Raw genomic sequence first — 25,396 nt, 5'->3', positions numbered from 1 at the left:
CCCAGAAAACCTCTCAGTACAGATTTTTAAAGCTAATTCACTTTATTTTGCATAAATTGCCATAGACGGCGTTTTAATAAAGGTTGCTCAATCATCTCTTGTAAACTTGCCAATTCGAACATTTCAGTATTATTTAAATAAGGCAATTGACCAAGACTGATGACTTTGCGCTCTTGTCTTAAGGCATCAACAAACCCTTGAATATATATCGCAGCCCCTCTTCCATCTTGAAGCTGCACCATTGGAAAAGGCCATTTCAAATCATAAAAGTGCCCTACAAAGGCTTGCTGTATATTGCTCCATAGCGTGAATTGGTCAGTGCTGACTTGAGTACAATCAACAAAGATGACACAGCTTTCAATGCAATAGGCTTGGATTTCAAATGGCGCAATTTGTAATGCAGGCTCAACAGTAAAGTTTGTCTGTTGCTGAATTTGCTCAGGTGCTGAAACTTCTTCAGTTTGCTTTGTTTCAGGATTTCGTTTTAATAGAGAAACTTCAGGCTGATGTGCTTTTTCAATCTGTGACGGATGTACATTTTGATTTTCTAGTTTTGCATTAGAATGAGTTGAATGCATGTTCAACTCAGGCACAACAGCAATATTCTGTTCAACTTGAGCAATATCACGGTATAGCGCATTTTCATAATGACGTGTTTGAACATCAACCTTGGGGATCCAAAGCTCTATTCCCATCGTAGCCAAAATGCTACGCTGATGTTCTGATACATTCATATTCATTATGGATTCAATACACACTATTCAAGCTATATTTTAGCTGTGTTTTGACTTTTTTGTCGCACTAATCAAAGTAAAAAAACACGATAAATTAAATTTAAGCGCAAGAAGATGTTACATGCTGATTTTAGCGACAATCATTGAGCACCAACTCACTATAAAGATGTGATTAAAATTCCGTACTTTGCCGTAAGATACATCCCCTGACGAATGATATCTGTACCATTGGCATGATCAACTTTGAGTTCTTGAGTCAACACATCAAATTGAAAAGCATCATAACAATCTTGATGTTGGCATAACCAATTTAAAGTATCAGCAAGATGTTCATCGACAATATAATTTTCAGCTAAAAAATCTTTAGACATTATGATTCAAAGACAATAAAAGAAGAATAGCGTTATTCTAACGCAAATTTAGCAACACCTTAAAAAAAACAGGCTTAAGCATTAAACATATACAAGACATAAGCAATCAACCGAGTACGCCGATGAACATAAGGATGAATAGATAATCTTAAAAACTAGATTTTTATTATTTTCATTTAGAGAGGTAACGCTTTCTAAATATCACCATATTTTCTCGTATGATCATAATATAGTGATATTTTGCAATCGCTTCTAGAAAATTAATGATGAGCACCACACTTACGACACTCTTTCACCACACTATTATGTCCAATTTCATATTCAAAACTGTGGATACACAATAATTTTCTGATTTTTTGAAACATTTTAAAACTCCTTTTAATATCTTACACCAATATAGTTTCATCCTAAAACATCAATGCCTTAACAAGACATGTGATATGTTTAGCATATCTACATATATCTGAGTAATACTTTTTCCTAGTTCTTTAGTCTGATACCGCAAATTTCATCATCAAATTTTCAAATCGTGATAATCCAACTAAGTTATTGTTTTTTCTTGGTTAAAACTATAAAAATATTGCAAAAATATATTGTTTTTAAGCTTGATTTAATCTGACTTTTATATAGGATGAAATGATAGCTTTTTTTATTTAACAATTTTTTTCACTTAGAGAGCTTCAGAGAAAAAAACAATTTAAGCCTATCAACAAGATTATAAAGGAATTTTATATGCAAGGACGTATGATGCAGCAACCATTATTAATCAGTAGCCTCATTGAGCATGCTACTCGTTATCATGGTGATACTGCGATTATTTCAAAAAATACTGATGGTACGATTACAAAAACAGATTGGACACATGTAAGTGAAAACGCGAAACGCTTTGCCAATGCGCTTGCTGGACTGGGTTTAGGTTTAGGCGACCGAGTTGCAACGATTGCATGGAATAATCATCGTCATCTTGAATCTTGGTATGCAATTTCCGGAAGTGGTTTGGTCTGCCATACCATTAACCCTAGACTCTTTCCTGAACAATTAATCTTTATTATCAATGATGCTCAAGATAAAGTAGTTTTATTTGATAAAACATTTTTACCACTAATCAAAGCTGTGAAAGCCCTTACCCCTAATGTAGAGCATTTCGTCTATCTGGGTGCTTTTGACCAAGATATTGCTGATGCCCTCCCAGAGGTTAAATTCTATGATGTGCTGATTGCAGAACATTCAGTACAGTACCAGTGGCCAAATTTTGAGGAAAATACCGCAAGCTCACTATGCTATACCTCAGGGACAACAGGTAACCCCAAAGGCGCATTATATAGTCATCGCTCAACCATTTTACATACCTATGCGATCGCACTACCCGACTCTCTAAATTTATCTGCAAAAGATATTATGTTACCTGTTGTTCCAATGTTCCATGTCAATGCTTGGGGTACACCTTATGCCGCAGCTATGGTTGGTTGTACATTGATACTCCCAGGGCCAGGTTTAGATGGCGGCAGCTTAGTACAAATGATTGATGAATATAAAGTCAGCATTGCGCTTGGTGTACCAACCATTTGGCAAGGCTTGCTTGCAGCAGCAAAACAATCTGGTAGTACTCTTGAAAGCCTTAAACGCAATGTCGTTGGCGGTTCAGCCTGCCCACCTGCGATGATGAAAGCATTTAAAGACATTTATCATTGCGAAACTATTCATGCATGGGGCATGACTGAAATGAGCCCATTGGGCACAGGTAACCAACTCAAAGCCAAACACCTAAATTTAAGTGAAGAAGAACAATTCAAAGTTCGCTTATCGCAAGGTCGCCCACCTTTTGGCGTAGATTTACGTATTACCGATGAAGAAAATGGCACACATGAAGTTGCTCGTGATGGACATAGCACTGGGAATTTGCAAGTAAAAGGTCATTGGATTATTGAATCTTATTATGGAAAATCTGAAAAAGCGTTAAGTGCTGATGGTTGGTTTGATACTGGTGATATCGCTACGATTAATGAGGATGGCTATCTACTGCTAAGCGATCGTGCCAAAGATTTAATTAAATCAGGTGGCGAGTGGATTTCTTCTGTTGAGCTTGAAAACATTGCTATGAATCATCCTGAAATTGCTATGGCTGCTGTAATTGCAGCAAACCACCCGAAATGGGATGAACGCCCTGTGGTAATTGCGATTAAACAACAAGGTACTCACATTACTGAACAAGATTTACTGGATTACTATGCAGATAAAATTGCAAAATGGCAAATCCCAGACAAAGTCATTTTTGTAGATTCCATTCCTTTAACAGGTACTGGCAAGATGTTAAAGCGTGATTTACGTGAACAATATAGTGATGTGTTATTAACGGAATAAATCCTTTGAATAAGCTTTAAAGAATTACTAGCGAATCATATCGAATTGAAAAGCCCAATGTGCCATTGGGCTTTTTCTATTTCACAAAAAAAAACTAGATATTTAAACCAATGATTCACTTTGAACAACTAGCTTAAATAAGCAAAATAAATACAAGATAAATACTCCTAACATATACATTTTTTGGCTTTTCAATCGTATGTACAATATTTTGCGCTACGCACATTCAAACCATTTAACGATCTGCGCGGTTTACCTCAATGACTCATCTCATTTTATATAAGCATAAAAAACTCGGATCGAAATCCGAGTTTTTCAATATTGTTCAACTACATTTCAATGCCAATCGCATCTAAAATGTTTTATCAATGTCTAGAACCGCCAATGATAGAACACATCAATGGCTTTTTCTAAGGACTGACTTGCTTCCAAATACAAACGTTTATTCATTTGATAACGTAAAGTCAGTTTATTCACTGGTGTAAATACCCCCACACCATAACGAATATACAAGTCTGGCGTAATATATCCAGTCAAACTGACCTGAGTATCATCACCTGTACCCTGCGCATCAAAAGATAAACCACTTAAACCAAAAGTACGTCCAATTTGATTGGTAAATGCTCGCGTTCCACCTAGACCCAGACTAATCCCTGCTGCCGCAATAGTATTGTTTACATCCGATTTAAAGCCTTCAGCATTACTTAAACCACTCGAACCTTCATTAATACGTCCTGTGATTAAAGCATTCATTGCTTCCTGATCTGACAGTCCAGCATCGTTATAAACTTGGATATTTGGACTTGAAGCAGTACCTGTAATACGAAGTCCTACTGTGCTTCCAGAAATACTCTTATTGGTATCGACATCTAATGTAGGATTGGACAATGGTCCATTAAAACGAGCAATCGCACGATTCAAATCCAAGCGTTGACCATAAGCCTCAACGGTTACTTTCTGACTAACACCAATTGCGCCATTGGCACGCATCGCAGTTTCTAAACCGCGTTGAGACAGGTATAGACGTCCAACCAATGGAATACGACTGTTAAACCCTTGGAAAATCACCTTATCACCTAAGTTTACCGAGACATCTGCACGTATAGACCACGGTTGTGCTGCTTTAAGCACAGCCAACTGATTTTGACCTTCTTTCACAATACGAACATCAGGTGATACATTGACTACTGTTGCACTTGATTCAGGCATTGAAATTAATGCACTAGGAACATCAACCTTACCTTTCACTGTAATTTTTTTACTTAAAGGTAATGCATCCAATTCGATATCTGTATCAACAATTGCAGTAATGAGTGGTGCTTGACGAATCAGCAATTTATCGCCATTTAAACGTAATTGTACATGAGGGTCATTTTTCCAATCGATACTACCGCTAATTTTACCTACACCACGACCACTATTAAAAGCACCATTAATTGTTGCAACATCTTGACGAATTGAAGTGTAAATCTGAACATTATTTAAGTTCACAGGCAGTGAAATCATACTAATTTCACCATTTTTCAATCGCATTTCGCCATCAAACAATGGCTGTGTGAGTGTCCCGTTAATTTTGCCTGCAAGTGATAACGTTCCATCGAGTTTACGAACATCGGCTATAAACGGTTTTAATATTTTCAACTGAACTTCGTTAAATGCTACCTCTCCACGCATCGGCTTAGACGCCACATATGGGTTCACAATAACGCTGGCATATCCCGTCCCCACATTAGGAGCTTTCAAATCAACACGTAATAACAATCCATCTTTTATGCTTTTCGCAATTACACTGGCTTCGTCATAGTTCATTGAAGTCGAAGGGTCATTAGGATCTTCAGCAGCAATACCAATTTGCCCATTACGGGTAACAAGTTTAGCATCCAGTTTAGGTTGTGCACCTTTAGCCCATGATGCTTTTGCATAACCATTTAATTTGCCAGTTAATGCTAAACCTTCTGGCATAAATGCTGCAAAATCATTCAGATCCAGATTCTTGGTGAGGAACGAAACATTACCATTTTGCTGACTTGCACGTATGGGTTGATCAAAACACAATTGGCTTTGCTGGCTTGACCAACAATGTTGACCTACATATAGCTCCGATTTTGAGGCATTAAAAATGACCGGTGCATTTTGCTGTTGCAATAAATGCGCTCTTACAGAGTCAAATTCGCCTTTCTGAATCTGACCTAACCAATCGTTTTGGGCATTAAATCCGCCTGCAAGTTGCACATAGAACTTAGAATAATAATTCCACGCCTGAATCTGCAATAAATGTGCTTTACGAGTTCCTGAAAGTGTAATCCCTGCATGCTGGATTTCACGATTCCCACTACGCAAAGTATCCATTTGCGCAACCATTTTAGAAGCTACAGTTTCTGAGGTTGGCAGTTCACCTTTCAAGCTTAATTTTTTAATGCTTAAACTGTCATTAAAACTAAAATTATCGACAGTGAGGTTGGCAGTTGCACTCAAACGCGGCTGGGCTTGTAAATTTAAATAACCATAAGCTGTACCACGTAATCCTGGATAAAGCTCATATAATGCAGGTGCATTGACTTTTAATCTTAGATTCTGTGCATTTCCTGTAGCCTGTACTTGATTGTTAGCATAAGACAAAAATAAATTATTTGCCTCAAATTGCTGTGGCATGAGACCCTTTAAATCAGAATTCAAAACGACTGCAAGGTTACCACGCCCTCTCAATGGCTTATTATTGATCATGCCTGCAATATTCAATTGTTGAATATTGATTTTCTTCATACGATCTGACCAATTCCCCTGAGTCTTCACATTACCAGAGATTTCACCACGTACAGAAGAGACAAAATACTGCGGTTTAAAACGCACCAAAGATGCATTGATGTCCCAACCGATACCATTACTGATATGAACCAAACCATTGGCTAAAATTTTTCCTGCAATACCATCATGTTGTAGCTCAGATATTTTGATTAGCTCAGGTGTACCCGAAACTCTAATCTTCAACAAACCACTACCTTGTTTCATCTGTGATGCATTTAATGCACCATCATAATTCACTGCAAAGCCTTTAAAAGCACCACCGGCATTGGCGTCATTGAAAATAACTGCTGCAGTACTTTTACCAGTCAATTGGATTGTTTCAGGATTGGCTTGATTTGCGAGTCTACCTGTTAAATTAATCGCATCAAAGTTAATCAGTTGTTGATTTGGTTTTGCAAATCCATTGGCTTTTATTTGTCCATTGATTAAATCTACTGGTGCAGTTGCAATGATACTTTGTGGATTGAAATCTTTTGCATTTAACAAAGCATTCCATTTTAACTGACGTTTTTCAGTTGGTAATTCCACAACTGCATTCCCAGATAAACTGCCTTTAGCAGCCACATATTCAAATGCAGGGACATGTAAATCATTACCTTTTAAGTCCAGCTGAGCTGTGTATTTACCCTCAGGCAAACTGCCTTTTTCATGCTGACGCACAACGGTTGCCACATGAATGTTTTGCTGATCATCAACCAGTGCAACTTCAACCTGACCTTGTTCACTACTCAACCAACCAACATAAGGCACTGCTCGGTCAATATTTTTCCAGTTCACACCCAATAACATAGGTTCAGGCTTTTTACCCTTTTGTTCAGCTTGATCTAATTTAACGTTCCAAGCTTCATATTTGTCAAAATCCACATTGGCGGTTAAATGCATACCTTGTTTAAGTGCACCTACTGATCCAATTTTGGCATCAAGTGAAACAGGTAAAAAGTCTTGAATCACTTGTGGAATAATTTTATCTTTTGGATTAATTCGATCTAAACGACCTTGTACATCCCAATGTACATGATCTTGCCAACTCACCAAGCCAGCAAGATTTAAAGCACCACCCATCAATTGACCATTTAAGTTGTTAATATTCAACTGATTGGTTAAATCGGTATGCGCTAAAGCAGTATATTGACCTTGCGGAATATTTTTACCACTGATATCAGTATTGATATCTAGGTTTAGACCTTTAACATCACCATGGAATTTTGCCAAACCATTTTTAGAAAGTAATTCTTGTTCCTGTAACAGCGGCCAGTGATAATCTTTAAACACCAAAGCACCATTCATTGGAACATCGTGACGCATTGGGTGAATTACTGCCCAACCTGTTAAAAGATCGGGAGTTTTGGTTGCAACGCCAGCTTTAATAGTGTCGAGTGAGCCGCGCGCATGTACATAAATATCTTCAACATTTAAACTTTTTAAACTTGGGATTTTTAAAATAGCTTTAGCATTAAGCGGATAATCTCCTTGTTTAAAGTCCATATTACCTGTTGCGTCTTTTACAGATAGATAGCCCATGTCCATTTTAGAGTTTTCAAATTTAAGCTCTGTACCAGACCACAATGCGTTTTCTAAATGAATATCCTTAAAATCAATTTTTGTAGATGATGTTTGAAACTGCATGTGATCTACATTTGCCTCATCTAAACGTAAAACAAAAGGTAGTTTGATTTCGCTAAATTTAAATGGCTCATCACTTGGAGGGGTTTTACTGATAATTCTTAAATTATTGACATCGGCATGGCTGAGATGAATTTCTTTGTCTAATATTGCTCTCCAACCTAATGAAATATCTGCACGATCAATTTTGACATCAACCGAACTCAAGGTAACCAAAACATTTTTTAGAATAATCCCTTGAAGTAGATTTCCACTTTCATATTGATAATCAATAATTTTCTGACTTGAAGCTACCCGATCCAATAAAAACTTACTGCCTTTATCGGTACTAAACATCACAGCCAATGCAGCAATCAATAAAATAATGACCAAAAGCAATGACATCAGAATATTACGTAATATATTACGCTTCTTCGGAGCTTGCTCTTGCTTTAGTTGATCATTTTGCTGTTCATTTTGAACATCTTGATGTTCTTCATCAGCCATAATATTTCCAGTATTTCTCTTATATTTTTAGTTAATTAAAGTTGTGAACCAATAAAGAAGTGCAGTCGAATTGGATGTGCAGGATCTGAAACACCTGATGCAACATCAATACGAATCGGACCAATTGGTGACTTCCAACGTATTCCTAAGCCTAAGCTATATTGGGTATCGTTACTAAATGATTTATCGTAAGCATTACCAAAATCGCTGAATATAGCTCCACGCCAACCCTCTTTAAATTGGTAATTGTATTCCAATGACCCAACAGCCAAACCTTGACCACCCACTTTATAGCCATATTCTGTTGGGGAGAGGCTCTTATAGTCAAAACCTCGTAAACTTTGATCGCCACCAGCAAAGTATCTTAAATTATAAGGAACTTTTTCAAAATCCTTAGCAAAAATATAACCAACATTTAAGCCACCTACAAACTGATGATTATCATTTTCACCGAACGAATATAAGCCTTTCCAATCCGCGCTCGTAATTGCCATATCAGTATCTGAAAGTAAGGATTGACTTCCAAGCTGAATTTTATAACTTTGTTTATATCCTCGTGTTGGATTGATACGATTATCACTGGTTGTTTTGGTTGCTTCATAACCCAATAACAATGACTGTTGTTCTTGATTAGAGCCAGGAATTAAAAAAGCGTCAGGAATATTGGCAATATCTACAGGGCCATTTTGAGTGACACGGTCTAAACGGTAACGCACACCTAGAATATGTTGCCACTCTTTTCTTGAACCTTTAATAATACGGTCAACCCCAGCAACAGCAGACTCGATGACCAAGTCCATGTCATTACCAATACCATCACGAGTTTCGCGTTCATAACCTGCAACTAGACTAAAGTAATCATTTAGTGGATGTTTATAAGGAATGTTATAACGAGCATCAATGGCTTGGCGGATTTCTGACAATTCCATATTGGCATCAAAAGAATGTCCCAGATGATTGACAATCGCACGTCTATATTGACCACGTAAACGGACGCCCGTATCCGTCCCATAACCAATACCCGTTTCTAAGCTGTTTAAGCGGTCCGCATTTAAGGTCACGATCACTGGGATCTTTTTATTCTCACGAGCCTGATCTTTGAGTAGATCTTCATCTGATTCTTTTTCTTTCTGTTGCGCTTGAAGCTGCTTTAAGTTTGGATTGACTTCTTCCCCTTGCGTCCCCGCAAACTGATTTTCATTGACCACATTTTGAGTCACTTCTTTATCTGACAAATGTGCTTTATCTGCATTGGTTTGAGCAGACAATGTAGTTTCAGTAATTTTCTGCTGGTCCACTAAGGCTTGCAGGTCTGCGGGAAGTTCAAGTGGTTTTACAATTGCATCCGGCTTAACCGCATCAACCAAGGTATAGTTAAAATAGCGCGAGTTGGTTAAGTTGTTGGCCAAACCATTGACACGCCATGCGGTATAATCCGCTCCATCTTCCCATGGTGCTAAGGTTTTTAGTATTTTTAAATCAATCGGGAGTGGCTTAGAAGGATCACTCATTCTAAACTCCACATCTTGCAATTTATAACGATCACCCGTTTCGTATTTTAAATCAATTTTGGCTTTGTTTTGCGGTTGCTCAACTTTGACATCATGTAAACGCCAATAACCATCAAAAAATCCGTTATTTGAGGCTGCATCCACAATTCGGCTTTTTGTGGATTCATAGGCGCCGTGATTGAGAATATCACCTTCTTCTAAATCAGGAAGTACGCCAATAACTTGGAACTGTGCCAGTTTAGAACCTGCCCCAGTAAACTCAATATTTTGTTCAGCCACTTTGACTGGATCATGTGGCGTGACTTTAACACCTAAATGAGTATCATCAATTTTGCTAAATTTGAATTCCGCATTGTAATAGCCCACCGCTTGGGCAGCCTGTACAGCGAGTGTTCTCAACTGTGGTACTGAACCGTTAAAATCAGAATATGCTTCTTGGGTAAAGGTGCCTAACTTTGCTTTTAAATTAGTTGCAAGAACCGCAGGCGCACCCGTCACTGAGACACCGATTTTTGGAATTGGTACACCGTTGTCTTGTGGTCCACGAATTTTATTGACTAAACTTTTAAAGAAGCCAGGTTTAGCCTTTTCTTCATCAGTATTACTCTGTGTATTATCAACCAAAGTTTTACCCGATTGATTTTCTTCTACAGAAATTTTGTTGTCTGCACGAATAGTTTGTATAAGTTCATCAACATTGACCGGCGCTTGCGTAATTTCATTCAATTCTTGTTGGGTCGCATTAGCCACTTCAATTTGAGGTTCTTTGATCACACCATTACGAAAATTCTGTGCATCTGTTTTCGCTTCTTCTGCAACTTTATAAATTTCATTTGCCAACGATTGATCCACAGCGACAGCAGGTAGCTCTTCAAGATCTTCAAATTGGATCGGCTTAAAATCCTCTTGCACCCCCATATTTTTTTCTTGTTGTTCAAGCATTTTAACACTATCAACTTGATCAGTTTGTTGAGCTTGTTGAATTTTTTGATCTAACTGGTCGATCTTTTCGTTTGATACACCTTGCTGAATGGCCGCCGATTCTAATTGTTCTTGAGTATTGCTGATTTTTTCAGAATTTGTGCTGATAGTTTCAGAACTTGATGTCAAATTCTGATTGCTTTGTATTTGATCGGCATAACTGACAGGGATTGCAAAAACACTTAAAAAAACACTTGAACATATCAGTTTATTGATATGATAACGGTCAAAGTGTAAATGTACACTATGTGAAAGCACAGATTTTTTAAAATTAATTTTTGCTGGCATACCAAGCTCGAATGACCTAAATTTATTTGTAGAAAGATCAATTATTAAAAATCTTTCAAATACCCAAACCAATTGGTTTTACACATGATTTAAGTTAAAAACATGATACATGATTTTGAGAGATAGTTACCATTTCAACACATTTCTTATATATAACTAAATGAAGTCGTCTACAATGGAAAAAAATGAGCATATTTTAGGGACACGACGTTTTTTACCGATGTTCCTTACCCAGTTTTTTGGCGCCCTGAATGATAATGTTTATAAACAATCATTATTACTCGTCATCACCTATGGTTGGATTCATCATCAGTCTGCCAATATCAGCACACTCAACAATCTCGCTGCATTACTGTTTATTCTACCCTATTTCATCTTCTCTGCGACCGCAGGTCAAATTGCAGATAAATACGAACGCTCATTTTTAGTCCGAAGTATTAAAATTTTAGAAATCATTATCATGCTGATTGCCTCAGCGGGTTTTTTATTGGGCAATCTTTGGATTTTACTCTTCGCTTTATTTTTAATGGGTACGCATAGTACTTTTTTTGGGCCAATCAAATATGCGATTTTGCCTGAAATCTTAAAACCGAATGAACTGATGTCTGGTAATGCCTTGTTTCAGTCAGGCACATCCATTGCGATTCTAATTGGGATGATTTTAGGAGGTGCAGTCATTTCGCTATCACAAGGCAATATGATCTGGATTTGCTTAACCATCGTATCTATTGCAGTGGTGGGTTATTTATCCAGTCGTTTTATCCTTACACAATCTATGTCAAATGAAGACTTTGAAATCGATTGGAATTTCTTTCGAACCAGTTTCCAAACCATTCGTTATGCTAAAAGTTTACCGTTAATTTTTATCGTACTTTTAGGTAATTCTTGGTACTGGTTTTATGGTGCAACATACCTCACACAAATTCCTCAGTTAACACAGCAAAATCTGCATGCCAATGAAAATGTCGTCAGTTTATTGCTTACATTTTTTTCTGTCGGAATTGGTGTAGGTTCATTGTTGTGTCGTAAAATTGGTGGTGCAGAAGTAAATATCAAAATGGTACCGCTTGGTGCAATTGGCTTAACGGTATTTGCGCTTTATTTGGCAGGTAGTTTGGCCTTTGTTCCAGAACGAACTGGTGATCTGATTGCGATTTCTGATATGTTTAACTCAGGGGCAATTTATTATCATGTGATGTTTGCAGTCACTTTATTGGGTATAAGTGGAGGTTTTTATATCGTTCCACTTTATGCGATGATGCAAGCCTATGCCCCTAAATCACACCGTGCACGTGTGGTTGCGGCAAATAATATCTTTAATGCAATATTTATGGTTTCATCGGCAATTTTTTCTATTCTCATCTTAAGTATTTTGAAAATAGACATTAAAATATTATTCTGTATCACAGCTGTGCTGAGTGCTATTTTTAGTACTTGGTTATTAATTCGTTTAAAACCATTAATAGCGACAACTCAGGTTTCTTTGGAGGACTAATTATGCGTCAATTTACTGGCATCGATAAATTGATCAATTCTTTTGACCAAGCTTTAAGAAGTTTAGTACCTGGTGCAACTTCAGCACAAAGAAGCAATCCATCCAATGCAGTCGAAACCAAACTAGCTGTCAGCGAAGCACGTCATGTTGCAGGTTTAATGCGCGTTAACCATAGTGGTGAAGTTTGTGCACAAGCACTTTATCATGGGCAAGCATTAACAGCCAAACTTCCAAATGTACGTCGTGAAATGGAATTTGCAGCGATTGAAGAACAAGATCATTTGGCTTGGTGTGAAGATCGCCTAAAAGAACTCGACAGTCATACCAGTTTGCTTAACCCTGTATGGTATGGTCTTTCTTTTGGTATGGGTGCACTTGCGGGCATTGCAGGTGATAAATATAGTTTAGGATTTGTGGCTGAAACTGAACGCCAAGTCAGTTTACATTTACAACACCATATCAGTCAGCTTCCAGCTCAAGACGAGCGCTCACGTAAAATATTGGTGCAGATGAATGAAGATGAACTGCATCATCGTGATACAGCATTAACTGCTGGTGGTGTCGAGCTGCCTATTCCAGTGAAGATCACCATGACTGCAATTTCCAAACTGATGACCAAGACCAGTTATTTTATCTAACAACATGATTTAACTGATTTAAAAGTCCAGTTTCTGGGCTTTTTTAGCATTTTTATTCGCATCACTTTTACAGCAAACAAGTCAAAATAATTTTAATGCAAGGATTCCGTGTAACCCACATTTTGATATAAAGATGTGGGTTACACATAAAAAATTAGTCAGCAACACCCAAAAGAAATTTAGCTGTATTGGGTGCTAACTTTACTGTAGCGACTGGCAATAAAGATGGATTTAACGGATATTGAGTTCCATCAAACTTCAACATTACTTGCCCATGCTTTCGGCTATAGACCAGTAATTGCTTCCATCCATTATGTATATATGTTGTAGAGTAAACTGGCGTATTCACCAAGGTTGTTTTATTTAAAAATTCAAACTGCTGATTAGGTTTGCCTTGAAAGATCAGCATTGTACAACCACCAGACCCACACCAATCTAACCCTTTTAAAAGCACGATGGCTTCATCTTGCCCATCTTGATTGAGATCATCAAAAGCCACATCAAATAAAGTTTGATCTTGTGTAAAGGCATGTACTTTTTGCTTCAGGTTGTTATCCCGACGTTGTAAGGTTTGCGATTCACTTACAACTTTTGCCGGTATAATAGATTGTTCAGGTAAATGGCGACATGCGCTGAATAAAATCACACAACTGAATAATGCCAAGGGCTTAAAATACATTGTTTTTAACCTAGTTATTTTAAAGACTATAAAATGATAACTGGAAATTGATCTGCGGAATGTGTGAATAATGCATCTTCCCAAAGTTCAGACATCGGTACTTTAACATCTAACGCCAATGGTAATTTCTTTGGATTAAATTGCATTGCAGTTAAATGAGTTCCCCATGCAATGAGATCGATATCCAAGGATATTTGATGTGATGGGCGTACACGACCTGAGTCTGCTTCCATCTTTTTTAATAAAGATAGCATTTCATCTACAGACAGCTGACTTTGAACCAAACATGCAGCATTCCAATAATCTGCACCAATTCCATCACGACATGGAATCAAATAGATGGAAGAAAATGACACCATTCCCAAATGTGCAATCTGAGCAAATGCTTTTCGAAAATTTTGTTGTGGATCGCGATTACTCGCTAGAGCTAGGGCGAATATCATTTCGGTGTCGTTCAAGACGAATTCCTACAGAATTTGCTTGCGGGATAATGGCAGGCTTACGGACTGTAATCATAATCGATTCAATAGATTTAAAGGTAGAGAAAAGCGTATTTAATACTAATTTGGCCGCATGTTCGATCAATTTTGGTGCAGCATCCTGAATCACTTTGGCAGAAATTTCACAAATTTCAGCATAGTTCAATGTATCGACTAATTCATCTGAGTTAGACGCTTGTTCTAAACTGGTTTGAATGTGGAGATCCAACATTAAAGGTTGGATAATTTGCCGTTCCCAATTGAAGCAGCCAATCACAGTCTCAACTTTTAACCCTTCAATGATAATTGCATCCATGACGTTTATAAATTCTCAATTTAAATAAAAAATGCCCTTTTAAAAAAGGGCCAAGCAAGATTATACAATCAGACCTAGCCACTTTTCCACAAGGAGAAAACATCTATATCAATGTTTTAACAGTGACACAGGATCAATATTTTGCACCATCTGTAAACGTTGATCAGCATAAATATCGGTATATGGCGCAAGTACACGCATAAAACGATCAAAATATAGCATTTGCTTAAATAATAACGCGAAGTCTCGTGGGAAACGAATACCATGACGCTCGCCTACACCCACCATATCCATCATGATGTCATTTAAATCTGATGGATTAGACGTCATAATTTTTTGTGGATCTGCAAGTAGTACCCCACTAAATAGACGCTCTAAATCTTCTGCCAAAACCTGAGTATCGACTTGAGTACTGGTCATACCCATACCCAACATATTTTCAGCCATCAACGTGTAATCTGTCTTTTGTAAAGCATCCATAAATGCCATACATGCTTGCCAAACTTCAGGTTTTAACTGTCCTACGATACCAAAATCAATAAAACCAATACGGCCATCTTCAAGTAACATCAGATTACCCGCATGCAAATCGGCATGGAAAGACTGGCATAACATTAAACTACCAAACCAAGTATTCATGGCGGTAATCAGCACTTGAGATGGATCTTTCGCGACTTTTCTGACTACATCAAAATCAGTCAGTGGCACACCATACAAGCGTTGCATGGTGAGTACACGGCGTGTTGAAAATTGATGATAGACCTTTGGAGCTGTTGCTGCCGTGTTTTGAGATACATTGAGATAATTCACAAAATCATCCAAATTTTGTGCTTCTTCAATGAAATCAACTTCACGCACCATACGTGTTTTAATTTCATCAACAATATCTGCCAATGAAGCAAATTTTACTTTTGGAATCGCTTTTTCCAAAACCTTGGTTGCCCAGTGCAATACATTTAAATCGGTATAAAGAATAGTTTCTACACCAGGTTTTTGCACTTTAATTACAACATCTTCACCAGTCACCAATTTGGCAGCATGAACCTGGGCAATAGATGCTGAAGCAAGAGGCTTTTCATCGATAGATGCAAAGATTTCACTTAAATTACGCCCAGCAAATTCTTGTTCCAACACGCCCTGAACATAGCTAAAAGGTAAATAAGGCGTTTGGTCTAAACAGCCTTGAAACTCTTCAACATATTCACGAGGAAATAAAGATGGCGTACTGGCAATAAATTGACCCAATTTAATATAAGTTGAGCCTAATGATTCAAAGGTTTCACGCATCAGTTTGGCATTACTTGGTTTTTCAGTGGCATATTTAATACCTGCTTTGGCCGCGATAACAGCAGTTTCCCCAACTCGGGCAACTGAACGTAGACCATCTAAAAAGATATTATTTTTCATAATGTCAACATTAAATTGAATTTGTATAAGTGTAGCAAATTAATCAGCATTTGCAGTATGGCTTGCCTGACAGTTTGTACAATCTCTATCTTTTTCAAAGGCTAAAATTCGTTGTTTCATTGTTAACCCATCCCATAGCAACAGTTTTTGCTTCAATGGGGTTTTCGCTAAACCTAAAAATAGAAGAGCATGATGTGCCTGTAAACTTGCCATGACATTGGGTGTGGTGGCTAATACACCTGAGTCAGCACAGCGAAGACTTTCATTATGCTGTTGCGCTTTGGGAAATAAGCATTCATAACAAGCTGAATCACCATCAATCATAAAGAGCTGACCTTGAAAACCAATCGCAGAAGCGCTAATCAATGGAACATGCAGCTGGGTACAAATGTGGTTCACCAGATAACGGGTGGTAAAGTTATCACAACCATCTAAAACTAAATCCTGCTGAGCAATCAAAGCTTGCGCATTATTTTCATCCAATTTACTGATATAACTTTCTACTTGGATAAAAGAATTAATTGTTTGCAATCTCTTGGCCAATATCTCTGCTTTATAAAATCCTACATCTTGCTCAACATAAGCAATTTGTCTTTGTAAATTACTCATTTCAATTGTATCAGCATCAATCAGACTAATTTTCCCAATACCTGCACGTGCCAACAATTCGGCAGTGGTACACCCTATTCCACCGCAACCAACAATCAGTACATTGGCGAGTTTTAATTTTTCCTGTGCCTCAATATCCCAACCATCAAGTAAAATTTGACGAGAATAGAGATGCATTTCAGATTCGGTAAGTTCTAGATCATGTTCAAGCATTGGTGGATAAACTTTTCAATTTTAAACAGTATAAAGTAAAAACTTTATAGATGAGAAATAACTAAAAATAAGCTTCAATCCTTGTGATTAAGCTTTATCAATTAGCTCAATGTTTTCAACAGCCCATTCGCAAGTGCATTAGGATATGGACCAACCCAGAATACTTTCAGAATTAAACTGATTCATTTTCTATAAATTATATTTTTATGATATTTATTCTCAAAATTCATTCAAATATTGAAAAAATATAAAAATCAATCTACATTAATACAGAAAATTTTTTCAAGCTGGATAAAAATATGGAATTGGATCGTTACGACAAACAAATTTTAGAAATTTTAACTCATGAAGACATCAATCTAAATGAATTGTCAGAACGTATTAACCTATCTGTAAGTTCTGTTCATCGTCGTATCAAACACTTGATCGAAACCGATATCATGACCAATCTAAAGCGTGATATTAATTTTGAAAAGTTAGGCTTTAAATTACATGTCATTTTACAAATTTCCCTAAGTAAACATGACACAGATACCTTTGCTAAATTTTTAGAAGAACTCGAAAACATCCCTGAAGTGATTAACGCCTTTTTAGTGACTGGGCAAACCGCCGATTTCCTTGTCGAAGTGATCGCAAAAGATATGGAGAATTACAGTGAAATTTTACTCAAGCGAATTGGTAAAATTGAGCATGTGGTTGCACTACATTCAAGCTTCGTGATTAAAGAATATAAACATGTGTTTAATTGTACTGGCCTACTCAATCGAATTTAAATTTTGTATTGAACCAGTTTAGCTTTTGCATGGTGCATCCAACCAAATTAAAACCAATAAAGTAAAGCTACTCTCATTGGTCTTAAACATTTATTTTATGATGTTTTAGAAAGGTAGAATTTAGAATCAAAGATATCACATTGTATTTGAATGGATCTTTTTATGAGATTTTATTTAGCTGAAGAATATCAACCCCAATGTAATGCACGGTTTGCGTATTATAAAACTCAAATCAATGCACTTTTAATCAATGCAAAAATTGAGCACATTGGTGCCTCTTCGATTCCCAATGCAATCTCTAAAGGAGATTTAGACATTTATATTGCAGTGGATCAATCTGAATTTAATGATGCAATTCAAAAACTTTATCGATTAAATTTTCAAGAGAAATTAGAAACACTGAGAACAGATCAATTGTGTATGTTGGAATCGCTCAATGGTGATGATGTCGCCTTTCAACTTGTTGTTAATGGTTCTGAATTTGAGTCATTTATTAAATTTAGAGATACACTCAGGCAGTCCTCTAAACTGGTGCAAACTTACAATGATCTAAAAAAGCGTTGTGAAAATTTAGATATGATCGATTACCGGATTGAAAAAAATAAATTTATTTCCTCTGTTTTAAATCAGCAATAAATTTTCTCTCAATAAAAACGCACCCCAAGGTGCGTTTTATCTACTTAAATCAGACTTAACTGTCTAATTCAGCCAATACTTCATCTGTGAATTCAACGTTGGTATATACGTTTTGAACATCATCAAGATCTTCAAACATATCAATCATTTTAACAATGAGTTTTGCTTGATCCACATCAGCGATCAATGCTTTTGTAGATGGACTCATAACCACTTCTGCATTATCTGATTTTAACCCAGCAGCAGTTAATGCATCTTGTACATCACCAAAACTTTCAGGTGTAGTGATTACTAAGATTTCATCTTCGTTCACTTCGATATCTTCAGCTCCAGCTTCCAAAGCCACATCCATGATTTTGTCTTCTAAAGAAACATCTTCAAAAGTAATCTCACCACGTTTGGTAAACAAATATGCCACTGAGCCTGCTGTACCTAAGTTACCATTGGTTTTAGAAAAACAATGACGAACATCAGGCACAGTACGATTAAGGTTATCTGTCATGGTTTCTACAATCACCGCAACACCACCAACACCATAACCTTCATAAGTGACTTCTTTTAAGTCATCGTTGTCTTCACCACCAGCACCACGTTGAATAGCACGGTTGATCGTGTCGCGTGTCATATTCACTGAAAGTGCTTTTTCGACAACAGCACGTAGACGAGGGTTACTTCCCACATCAGGACCGCCAAGTCTTGCTGCTGTGGTTAATTCACGAATATATTTGGTAAAAACTTTACCACGACTTGCATCTTGTTTTGCTTTGCGATGCTTAATATTGGCCCACTTGGAATGACCCGCCATGCGAAATATGCTCCTGTAGATTGGCTTTATGCCATATCAAATTGCGACAATTCTACCATAAGCACTTTTTTATGAGAAAGTGCTTATTTTTTAGATTTAATGCAAATTAAGAATTTTTTGCCTCAGGAATCATAATATCGAGTCCTGTATGTTCTTTATATAGACGTTTAATTTCTGCTAAGTCTTGATCTAGATCTGTTGGGTAAATCTTTCCAAAGATTCCACCTTGTTTTGTTTTTGAGTTTGCATACATCAAAACAATAGGAACACCAGCTGCTTTTGCGATATGCCAAAAACCAGTCCGAATCGGTTTACGAGCTTGCCCACGTTCTGCACGAGTCGCTTCTGGCGCAATCACCAAATTAAATTCGTCATTACTCTGAAATAGATCAACCATTTGTGAAACGACGTCTTTGTTTGACTTACGATCTACAGGAATGCCACCAATTTTTTCTAAAAATGGTTTCAATGGACCTTTAAATAATTCTTTTTTAATTAAAGTATGGATTTTAAGGTCATGAATTTGAAAAATTGCCAATGACAATACTGCATCCATCATGGAGGTATGTTCAAAACCGATGATCACTTGTTTTTTTTCTAATACACTTTGATTAACTTCATAGGACCAACCTGAGAGCTTAAAAGTAAGTTCTCCCAACAACTTTTTCATAACTACCTAACATAATAAAATCAGAATTTGCGAATTGTCCAAGTAAAAGCTTAAAAAGACAATCTCTATTGTGCTTATTTTTTACATTTATATATTTATTTTTGTCATTTTAAACACTTGTTTTGCACACAAAAATAGTCAGTTAAAAATGTAAAATTGTTAAACGCCTTACAGTACATTTAACTCAATTCAAATTCTAAATTAACAATAAAAAATAAATAAATTTAATTTGTATAAAAATTTAATTGATTTTTTCTATCTTGATTAAATCATTTCAACTCCTCTAATCCTAATTACACCCCCAGACGGAAGAGTTTTCAGGTAAAATAATTGCAAAATTTTTATGCTCCTTTTTCGCATAATTGCCTTATTTTTTATTTTGATTTACAGGTGAAAAGCATTTAAATTTATTTAGAAAAGCGATAAAAATAATTCCTTATTAATCATGCTCGATATTCACAAATTTAAATGTATCATCTTATACCGCAATCATCTAAGCAATATTGATGAAGATGGGAATCTTAAACCACGTAAAAATATTTTACTCTAAAAGAATTACAAGTCACCTTAAATAGATATACTTATTTAAATACATCTTAAGCATACCAATAAATGAGTACCTATGAATAATTTACTGCATATCTATGCATTTTGTGTAATCTTACTTTTTCTTAAAATGCTTGCAATCTCTTGTTATCAAGGATTTCACCGTATTAAGAATAAAGCGTTTAAAAATACCGAAGACGCTAATTTTGTCAGTGTAAAAGTTAGGCCAGAAGACTTGCCGCTGGTAGTTAGAGCGAGTCAAGCTTGGGCAAATGATTTAGAAAATATTCCCGTGTTTTGGGTGCTTGGAGCGCTTTGTATTGCATTAAACCTAAACAGTGATTTTATTGTCTGGGTATTTTGTATTTTTACGATTGCAAGATTCACACATACAGTCACCTATCTCAGTGCAATTCAACCATGGCGCAGTATTTCTTATGCTGTTGGAATAATCTGCCTCATTCTTTTGGCAATTAAAATCGTGATGAGATGTATTGGATTTTAAATAAATGCAAATCAATAGGCATTTATTTATCATTTTCTATTTTAGTTTAAGTTGTATTTTAGATCTTGAAAAATAATAAAATTTATATCGACAATTAATTAAAAAGATTTCATGAATAATAATTAAATTTAGATTTTCTAATTTATCCTGTAATTTTTTTAATATAATTAAGAGTAAAGTAAATTTATCAAAAAGTAAAACTATGTCACTATTTTGTAATACTTTATTTATATAAAAAATATACCTACAAATACATTGTTTTTAAACAACTCTATGATTTTATGTTTTTTATAATACTTTTCAACCATTATTTATTAGCTTTTAAGTCTTAATGCTATTTCTAAATTAGAGTTTTTACTCTACTTATTGGTTGTTTTATGTAATTTTAATAGTCTCATTTGTCAAGAAGACAGTGATTGTATTTAAAAAGGATGAATTCAAGTGAAAACAAAAAAGATCTTTCAAAAAGTCATAGTTACAACCTCACTATTTTGTATTGCGGGAATCAGCCAAGCTGAAGATTTTAAACGCTTCTCGGTTTCTTCAGGTTGGTTGCATATGTCATCAATGGGGAAAGCACAACCTTTTAGAATCAATACTTCTGTAGGTGATGGTACTAAAGCTTCCGTAGGTGTAATTTCAGGGAAAACCATTTTAGATAATGTTGATCAATCTCGCATTGATGCGATGGACCCCAACCTAATTAGCTTACTCAATGCACCCAGTAATGAAGAAGGACGCTATTTATTTGATGACCTGCTAGATGTAATCATGGCAGAAGATCCAACCTTAATAGACCAATTAACAGGAATTGCTGAAATCGATGGAATTGCCCACTGGTCAGCAGATGCTGGTTTGGAAGTTGAAGATGTAGACACGCTAGGTATGATGTTTACTTATAATGTCACAGACAATGTTGCCGTTCAATTGATTGCTGGGATTCCCCCAAAAGTTGACTTAAAAGGTAAAGGAACTGTCTATGCACCTTTTTCAGCGACTTCACAACCACTTCAGGGCCTAGTGGGCGATTTATATTTAAAAAACAATCTTTTAATTACAGATTTGGATAGTTATGACACTGCCGCATCTGCTAGAGCTTGGACGCCTGCAATACAAGCACAGTACTATTTTGGTAAATCTGGTATCAATAAGTTCAGACCATTTGTAGGTGCTGGTTTAATGTATGCCTACTTCAACGATATCGAAATCAATTCAGGAATTGAAAATGATTTGATACGTGCTGGACATATGATTCAAAATATTCATGATGGTAAAGCTGGGGCTTCTTTGGAGGGAAAACCATCGAGCGGCAATATGAAAGTTAAAGTAGATGCTACTGATACCATTGCGCCCATTGTTACAGCTGGTTTTACCTATGACTTTAAACAAAACTGGTTTGCAACTGCCTCTATTTCTTATGCGAAGTTAGACAATACGGCAACCATTACTGTCCTTAATACCAATAACAATGCCAAGCTTATTCAGGCTAAAACTAAAATTGAGATCGATCCACTGATCACTTACCTTGGTGTAGGTTATCGTTTCTAAGCCTATCTGTTAGAACTTGAAGCCATTACAGCAACTTAAAATACTGTAATGGCTTCATTTATAATTAATTTCAAAAATTACCATGTATAAAATTTAATTCATTAAGTAATTATTTTGACTGTCTTGTAGCCTTTTCATTTCAGACCAAGACTCACCCAAATATTTCATATAAGGTAAATATTCAAATCATATTTCAATAGGAAAGTATCAAATGACTTCTATCAATGTTGAAAGTATTAAGAATCATGCCGATGTTATTGCGTCTTGTGGAACCAAAGTTGGTGAGGTAGATCACCTTGTTGGTGCAGAGCAAATCAAGCTAACCAAACATGGAGATGGACATCATCATCTTATACCAACATCTTGGGTTGGTGAGATAAAAGGCGAAAAAGTTATCTTAACTAAAGATTCTCAAGAGGTTAAAGACGCTTGGCTAGAAGTATAGATTTGGCCGATTACAACTGAGTTATATTCAATTTTATATGTGTTTCATTGTACAGTAGATTGACACTTATTTGATATAAAACGCTCAATGAATTTCATCGAGCGTTTTATATTTGATTAAACCTTATTTTTAAGACTTTCGTGTCCTCATCCAATCTCAATTGGCGCTGTCTTTCATCTTCATTGATAAGGTCAAACCGGTTCTCCAAGTATTGAATTTCCTATTGATATTTTGCAAAAATGCAAAAAACATAAAGTTTAGAGCTGAACCTAAAACAATTTTATCTACTTGACCTGTGAATTTCTGATAGATCGCCATGCCGAGCGCACAAAAGGTTAAAACCATAAACATAAAGAAGCTAAATTTTAAAAAATTATCGAAGCTTTTTCCTTTAAACATAATCAAGAATACATATCATTATCATTTTTTAGCTTGTTATAGGAGATAGAAACTAATTTTCAAGTGATCCGTATTAATTTTAAACTAATAACAAGCAGCTATATTTCTGACTTAGAATCTTCTTCAATCATTGTATTTAGATCCGCATGCAGGTCTAAGTATTTACTTTTACATCTGTCTAAGTCAATTATACTTAATATTTGCCCTGTTTACATTTTGATATATTTTCCATTCTAGAAATTATGAGTAGCAATTGATAATGACTAACGGCTTAATATTTAAAAAAATACCCATAAATAATCCTATATAAGTTTTAAAAAACATCTTTATAACTCTATTATTTAATTTTTCAAAGTTAGCAGTTTATCTAACAAATAAAAAAATCCACCGAAGTGGATTTAAGCAGTTAAGAGTGGCGGGATTTTCTCCCACCTCCATCCTGCTTATTTACGGTCGCCCAAGCAATACGTTCCGCATCTTCATCCGAACGACCTTGTTTTTTCTCACTTTCATAAATATGTTGGGCTTGTCTTTTCTGCTTTGCAGTATATGCAGATTTATCTCCTACAGGCATAATCACTTCTCCATATAACGATAAATAATAGATATAAACATAGTTTTTATAGCATGGATTATTTTATTCGCTGTTTAGTGTTGTAAGTACTTGTGAATTTAAGTCGTGCTTATTTATTTTTAATCAATATAGAATATCAATTAACACTATGTTTTTTATTTTTAAAATAACTAGCCCTTATTTTAAAGTATCATTTCATTCAATACTTAAAATTTCATTCAATCCACACTGCTCACTTTTTAACAACATTTATTCACACAGTAGTACTGAGATTAGTCCACCATATAAATTAATCACTTGATAAATCTTAGAGGTTAATATGCAACATGATAACAACCCATCAACCGCTCAAGAAAGGTCAGAAAAAGCACAAGAAAAGCGTAGGATCCCTAAATATATTTTACTCTTGGTGGGTCTATTTTTGCTTGCGATTGCGATCTATATGCTTGCGAGTTGGCAAGGCTAAGTTAGCGTAATTTTTAGCTATTTTTATAAGCTTAGCATTTTAGAAGTGCTTAAATTAAACTAAGAAAAGCAAGGTGTTTCCTTGCTTTTCTAATAGTGAATTAATTGAAATACTATTAAAATAAAAAATCTTTAATTAAGATGCTAATCACAATTTCAATACCACACTTTTTAAAACGTTCTATTTTTGAATGTATAACCCATGATTGATTTTGATTTAAGAAACTTTAAATTGGAGTAATTTATAAAAGCTTCGTTTGCTGTAGCAACTGTAGACTTTTCCTCTCGATATTTATAAGTTTTATAGTTGGTATTCACACCTACAACAAAGCCAATCAACTCATTGACTCGATAAATCGTATAACTAGGCTCCGATTGATCAATAAATGTCTTTGTCAGCTTTACTCTTGGTGTTGACCTATATAGAATCACTAGCTGTCGCAATGCTAAATACTATATCAAGCTATTCTCTACAGTCTAATTGTAAAAAAAACTTGATAAACTCTAAAATCTTAGATAGTATTGCTGACGTTCCAAGTAGTTGATAATTAATCAATTCACTTGATAAAGGGCCTGTAGCTCAGTTGGTTAGAGCAGCGGACTCATAATCCGTTGGTCCCCAGTTCAAGTCTGGGCGGGCCCACCAAATAAGACAACCACTTAGGTGCATTAATCCTAAGTGGTTTTTTAATATATAAACTAACCTTACTACTACATAAAACAATTTGTTAGATTTTATCAATGAGAATGTGATGGTTAAGCTAAGTGGTCAGTTGATCTGTGTTTCTGAACAAGAATTAAATATTATAATTAAGTTTCTTCCAGAACATATCAAATTAACCAGACAAGAAGAAGGTTGCGTTTCTTTTGAGGTCAAACAAACTCCAAATCCCTTAATTTGGGATGTTCATGAAGTTTTTGAGAATCGACAAAGTTTTGAAAAACATCAACGTAGAATATCAGGTTCTGTGTGGGGAATTAAAACCCAAAATATTCAAAGATTATATGAAATAACCCTCGATTAAAGGGCTATC

At 35.8% G+C, this 25,396-nt stretch carries 22 protein-coding genes and 1 tRNA gene; 11 read left to right on the top strand and 12 right to left on the bottom strand.

Features of this window, described 5'->3' with window-relative positions; translation table 11 throughout:
* Nucleotides 1-32 precede the first annotated feature (32 nt).
* Nucleotides 33-740 carry a hypothetical protein gene (locus AC4CUY_RS08485; protein ID WP_490773975.1) on the bottom strand — a complete coding sequence of 236 codons (708 nt, stop codon included), beginning with the start codon at nucleotides 738-740 and terminating at the stop codon, nucleotides 33-35.
* A 152-nt stretch (nucleotides 741-892) separates the two neighbouring features.
* Nucleotides 893-1,105, bottom strand: coding sequence for a hypothetical protein (locus tag AC4CUY_RS08480; protein WP_419327414.1), 213 nt, complete (start codon nucleotides 1,103-1,105; stop codon nucleotides 893-895).
* Between the two features lie 732 nt (nucleotides 1,106-1,837).
* Here AC4CUY_RS08480 and AC4CUY_RS08475 point away from each other — a divergent pair.
* Nucleotides 1,838-3,466, top strand: a complete 1,629-nt coding sequence (locus tag AC4CUY_RS08475; RefSeq protein ID WP_336953043.1) for a long-chain-fatty-acid--CoA ligase — start codon at nucleotides 1,838-1,840, stop codon at nucleotides 3,464-3,466.
* Between the two features lie 372 nt (nucleotides 3,467-3,838).
* Here AC4CUY_RS08475 and AC4CUY_RS08470 read toward each other — a convergent pair whose 3' ends face one another.
* Both AC4CUY_RS08470 and AC4CUY_RS08465 read right to left on the bottom strand, forming a co-directional pair.
* Nucleotides 3,839-8,380, bottom strand: a complete 4,542-nt coding sequence (locus tag AC4CUY_RS08470) for a translocation/assembly module TamB domain-containing protein (RefSeq protein ID WP_490773974.1) — start codon at nucleotides 8,378-8,380, stop codon at nucleotides 3,839-3,841.
* Between the two features lie 35 nt (nucleotides 8,381-8,415).
* Nucleotides 8,416-11,160 (bottom strand): autotransporter assembly complex protein TamA, encoded by a 2,745-nt coding sequence (locus AC4CUY_RS08465; RefSeq protein WP_336953046.1) that lies wholly within the window; start codon nucleotides 11,158-11,160, stop codon nucleotides 8,416-8,418.
* A 175-nt stretch (nucleotides 11,161-11,335) separates the two neighbouring features.
* Between AC4CUY_RS08465 and AC4CUY_RS08460 the strand changes: the two genes are divergently transcribed.
* Both AC4CUY_RS08460 and coq7 read left to right on the top strand, forming a co-directional pair.
* Nucleotides 11,336-12,655 carry an MFS transporter gene (locus AC4CUY_RS08460; RefSeq protein ID WP_483769988.1) on the top strand — a complete coding sequence of 440 codons (1,320 nt, stop codon included), beginning with the start codon at nucleotides 11,336-11,338 and terminating at the stop codon, nucleotides 12,653-12,655.
* A gap of 2 nt (nucleotides 12,656-12,657) precedes the next feature.
* Nucleotides 12,658-13,293, top strand: a complete 636-nt coding sequence (gene coq7, locus AC4CUY_RS08455; protein WP_419820507.1) for a 2-polyprenyl-3-methyl-6-methoxy-1,4-benzoquinone monooxygenase — start codon at nucleotides 12,658-12,660, stop codon at nucleotides 13,291-13,293.
* Between the two features lie 154 nt (nucleotides 13,294-13,447).
* On the opposite strand, the gene AC4CUY_RS08450 is transcribed toward coq7, so the two are convergent.
* The 5 genes from AC4CUY_RS08450 to AC4CUY_RS08430 form a co-directional block, all read right to left on the bottom strand.
* On the bottom strand, nucleotides 13,448-13,972 hold the full coding sequence (locus tag AC4CUY_RS08450) for a COG3650 family protein (protein ID WP_490773973.1): 525 nt from the start codon (nucleotides 13,970-13,972) through the stop codon (nucleotides 13,448-13,450).
* A gap of 26 nt (nucleotides 13,973-13,998) precedes the next feature.
* On the bottom strand, nucleotides 13,999-14,430 hold the full coding sequence (locus AC4CUY_RS08445; RefSeq protein WP_490773972.1) for a 2-amino-4-hydroxy-6-hydroxymethyldihydropteridine diphosphokinase: 432 nt from the start codon (nucleotides 14,428-14,430) through the stop codon (nucleotides 13,999-14,001).
* Nucleotides 14,387-14,767: a dihydroneopterin aldolase gene (gene folB / locus AC4CUY_RS08440; RefSeq protein ID WP_419327409.1), complete on the bottom strand. Its 381-nt coding sequence runs from the start codon at nucleotides 14,765-14,767 to the stop codon at nucleotides 14,387-14,389. The genes AC4CUY_RS08445 and folB overlap by 44 nt, the downstream gene beginning before the upstream one ends.
* Nucleotides 14,768-14,875: 108 nt before the next feature.
* The gene (locus AC4CUY_RS08435; RefSeq protein WP_336953054.1) at nucleotides 14,876-16,174 is read right to left on the bottom strand and encodes an ABC1 kinase family protein; all 1,299 of its coding nucleotides are present in this window, start codon (nucleotides 16,172-16,174) and stop codon (nucleotides 14,876-14,878) included.
* 39 nt (nucleotides 16,175-16,213) lie between these two features.
* Complete coding sequence (locus AC4CUY_RS08430) at nucleotides 16,214-16,996, bottom strand: HesA/MoeB/ThiF family protein (RefSeq protein ID WP_490773971.1); 783 nt, start codon at nucleotides 16,994-16,996, stop codon at nucleotides 16,214-16,216.
* A gap of 299 nt (nucleotides 16,997-17,295) precedes the next feature.
* Between AC4CUY_RS08430 and AC4CUY_RS08425 the strand changes: the two genes are divergently transcribed.
* Nucleotides 17,296-17,769: an Lrp/AsnC family transcriptional regulator gene (locus AC4CUY_RS08425; RefSeq protein ID WP_336953058.1), complete on the top strand. Its 474-nt coding sequence runs from the start codon at nucleotides 17,296-17,298 to the stop codon at nucleotides 17,767-17,769.
* Nucleotides 17,770-17,931: 162 nt separating this feature from the next.
* Entirely contained in the window at nucleotides 17,932-18,405 is a 474-nt protein-coding gene (locus AC4CUY_RS08420) for a GrpB family protein (protein WP_336953060.1), read from the top strand.
* 55 nt (nucleotides 18,406-18,460) lie between these two features.
* On the opposite strand, the gene AC4CUY_RS08415 is transcribed toward AC4CUY_RS08420, so the two are convergent.
* Nucleotides 18,461-19,210 (bottom strand): YebC/PmpR family DNA-binding transcriptional regulator, encoded by a 750-nt coding sequence (locus AC4CUY_RS08415; RefSeq protein WP_004821088.1) that lies wholly within the window; start codon nucleotides 19,208-19,210, stop codon nucleotides 18,461-18,463.
* A gap of 106 nt (nucleotides 19,211-19,316) precedes the next feature.
* Entirely contained in the window at nucleotides 19,317-19,880 is a 564-nt protein-coding gene (locus tag AC4CUY_RS08410; RefSeq protein WP_336953062.1) for a 1-acyl-sn-glycerol-3-phosphate acyltransferase, read from the bottom strand.
* A gap of 622 nt (nucleotides 19,881-20,502) precedes the next feature.
* Between AC4CUY_RS08410 and AC4CUY_RS08405 the strand changes: the two genes are divergently transcribed.
* From AC4CUY_RS08405 to AC4CUY_RS08395, 3 genes are all read left to right on the top strand, one after another.
* Nucleotides 20,503-20,931, top strand: a complete 429-nt coding sequence (locus AC4CUY_RS08405; protein ID WP_419359284.1) for an MAPEG family protein — start codon at nucleotides 20,503-20,505, stop codon at nucleotides 20,929-20,931.
* Nucleotides 20,932-21,372: 441 nt separating this feature from the next.
* Nucleotides 21,373-22,479: an OmpW/AlkL family protein gene (locus tag AC4CUY_RS08400; protein WP_419820510.1), complete on the top strand. Its 1,107-nt coding sequence runs from the start codon at nucleotides 21,373-21,375 to the stop codon at nucleotides 22,477-22,479.
* Between the two features lie 211 nt (nucleotides 22,480-22,690).
* Entirely contained in the window at nucleotides 22,691-22,924 is a 234-nt protein-coding gene (locus AC4CUY_RS08395) for a DUF2171 domain-containing protein (protein WP_419820511.1), read from the top strand.
* A gap of 805 nt (nucleotides 22,925-23,729) precedes the next feature.
* Here AC4CUY_RS08395 and AC4CUY_RS08390 read toward each other — a convergent pair.
* The gene (locus AC4CUY_RS08390; protein ID WP_336953070.1) at nucleotides 23,730-23,897 is read right to left on the bottom strand and encodes a hypothetical protein; all 168 of its coding nucleotides are present in this window, start codon (nucleotides 23,895-23,897) and stop codon (nucleotides 23,730-23,732) included.
* Nucleotides 23,898-24,216: 319 nt separating this feature from the next.
* Between AC4CUY_RS08390 and AC4CUY_RS08385 the strand changes: the two genes are divergently transcribed.
* From AC4CUY_RS08385 to AC4CUY_RS08375, 3 genes are all read left to right on the top strand, one after another.
* The gene (locus tag AC4CUY_RS08385) at nucleotides 24,217-24,363 is read left to right on the top strand and encodes a hypothetical protein (RefSeq protein ID WP_336953072.1); all 147 of its coding nucleotides are present in this window, start codon (nucleotides 24,217-24,219) and stop codon (nucleotides 24,361-24,363) included.
* Between the two features lie 568 nt (nucleotides 24,364-24,931).
* A tRNA-Ile gene (locus tag AC4CUY_RS08380) sits at nucleotides 24,932-25,008 on the top strand.
* 106 nt (nucleotides 25,009-25,114) lie between these two features.
* Nucleotides 25,115-25,387: a putative quinol monooxygenase gene (locus AC4CUY_RS08375; RefSeq protein WP_419327403.1), complete on the top strand. Its 273-nt coding sequence runs from the start codon at nucleotides 25,115-25,117 to the stop codon at nucleotides 25,385-25,387.
* The last annotated feature ends 9 nt before the right edge of the window (nucleotides 25,388-25,396 follow it).

The organism is Acinetobacter sp. 778_lipA, assembly GCF_058242985.1.
This window is presented reverse-complemented; position numbering and strand designations above follow the sequence as displayed.

Excerpts from the sequence above, each read along its gene's own strand:
- AC4CUY_RS08485 (WP_490773975.1), bottom strand. The coding sequence starts at position 740 with ATGAATATGAATGTATCAGAACATCAGCGTAGCATTTTGGCTACGATG.
- AC4CUY_RS08385 (WP_336953072.1), top strand. The coding sequence starts at position 24,217 with ATGCAACATGATAACAACCCATCAACCGCTCAAGAAAGGTCAGAAAAA.
- AC4CUY_RS08415 (WP_004821088.1), bottom strand. The coding sequence starts at position 19,210 with ATGGCGGGTCATTCCAAGTGGGCCAATATTAAGCATCGCAAAGCAAAA.
- AC4CUY_RS08460 (WP_483769988.1), top strand. The coding sequence starts at position 11,336 with ATGGAAAAAAATGAGCATATTTTAGGGACACGACGTTTTTTACCGATG.
- coq7 (WP_419820507.1), top strand. The coding sequence starts at position 12,658 with ATGCGTCAATTTACTGGCATCGATAAATTGATCAATTCTTTTGACCAA.
- AC4CUY_RS08375 (WP_419327403.1), top strand. The coding sequence starts at position 25,115 with ATGGTTAAGCTAAGTGGTCAGTTGATCTGTGTTTCTGAACAAGAATTA.
- AC4CUY_RS08390 (WP_336953070.1), bottom strand. The coding sequence starts at position 23,897 with ATGCCTGTAGGAGATAAATCTGCATATACTGCAAAGCAGAAAAGACAA.
- AC4CUY_RS08405 (WP_419359284.1), top strand. The coding sequence starts at position 20,503 with ATGAATAATTTACTGCATATCTATGCATTTTGTGTAATCTTACTTTTT.
- AC4CUY_RS08430 (WP_490773971.1), bottom strand. The coding sequence starts at position 16,996 with ATGCTTGAACATGATCTAGAACTTACCGAATCTGAAATGCATCTCTAT.
- AC4CUY_RS08420 (WP_336953060.1), top strand. The coding sequence starts at position 17,932 with ATGAGATTTTATTTAGCTGAAGAATATCAACCCCAATGTAATGCACGG.
- AC4CUY_RS08450 (WP_490773973.1), bottom strand. The coding sequence starts at position 13,972 with ATGTATTTTAAGCCCTTGGCATTATTCAGTTGTGTGATTTTATTCAGC.
- AC4CUY_RS08395 (WP_419820511.1), top strand. The coding sequence starts at position 22,691 with ATGACTTCTATCAATGTTGAAAGTATTAAGAATCATGCCGATGTTATT.
- AC4CUY_RS08435 (WP_336953054.1), bottom strand. The coding sequence starts at position 16,174 with ATGAAAAATAATATCTTTTTAGATGGTCTACGTTCAGTTGCCCGAGTT.
- AC4CUY_RS08465 (WP_336953046.1), bottom strand. The coding sequence starts at position 11,160 with ATGCCAGCAAAAATTAATTTTAAAAAATCTGTGCTTTCACATAGTGTA.
- AC4CUY_RS08410 (WP_336953062.1), bottom strand. The coding sequence starts at position 19,880 with ATGAAAAAGTTGTTGGGAGAACTTACTTTTAAGCTCTCAGGTTGGTCC.
- folB (WP_419327409.1), bottom strand. The coding sequence starts at position 14,767 with ATGGATGCAATTATCATTGAAGGGTTAAAAGTTGAGACTGTGATTGGC.
- AC4CUY_RS08475 (WP_336953043.1), top strand. The coding sequence starts at position 1,838 with ATGCAAGGACGTATGATGCAGCAACCATTATTAATCAGTAGCCTCATT.
- AC4CUY_RS08425 (WP_336953058.1), top strand. The coding sequence starts at position 17,296 with ATGGAATTGGATCGTTACGACAAACAAATTTTAGAAATTTTAACTCAT.
- AC4CUY_RS08480 (WP_419327414.1), bottom strand. The coding sequence starts at position 1,105 with ATGTCTAAAGATTTTTTAGCTGAAAATTATATTGTCGATGAACATCTT.
- AC4CUY_RS08470 (WP_490773974.1), bottom strand. The coding sequence starts at position 8,380 with ATGGCTGATGAAGAACATCAAGATGTTCAAAATGAACAGCAAAATGAT.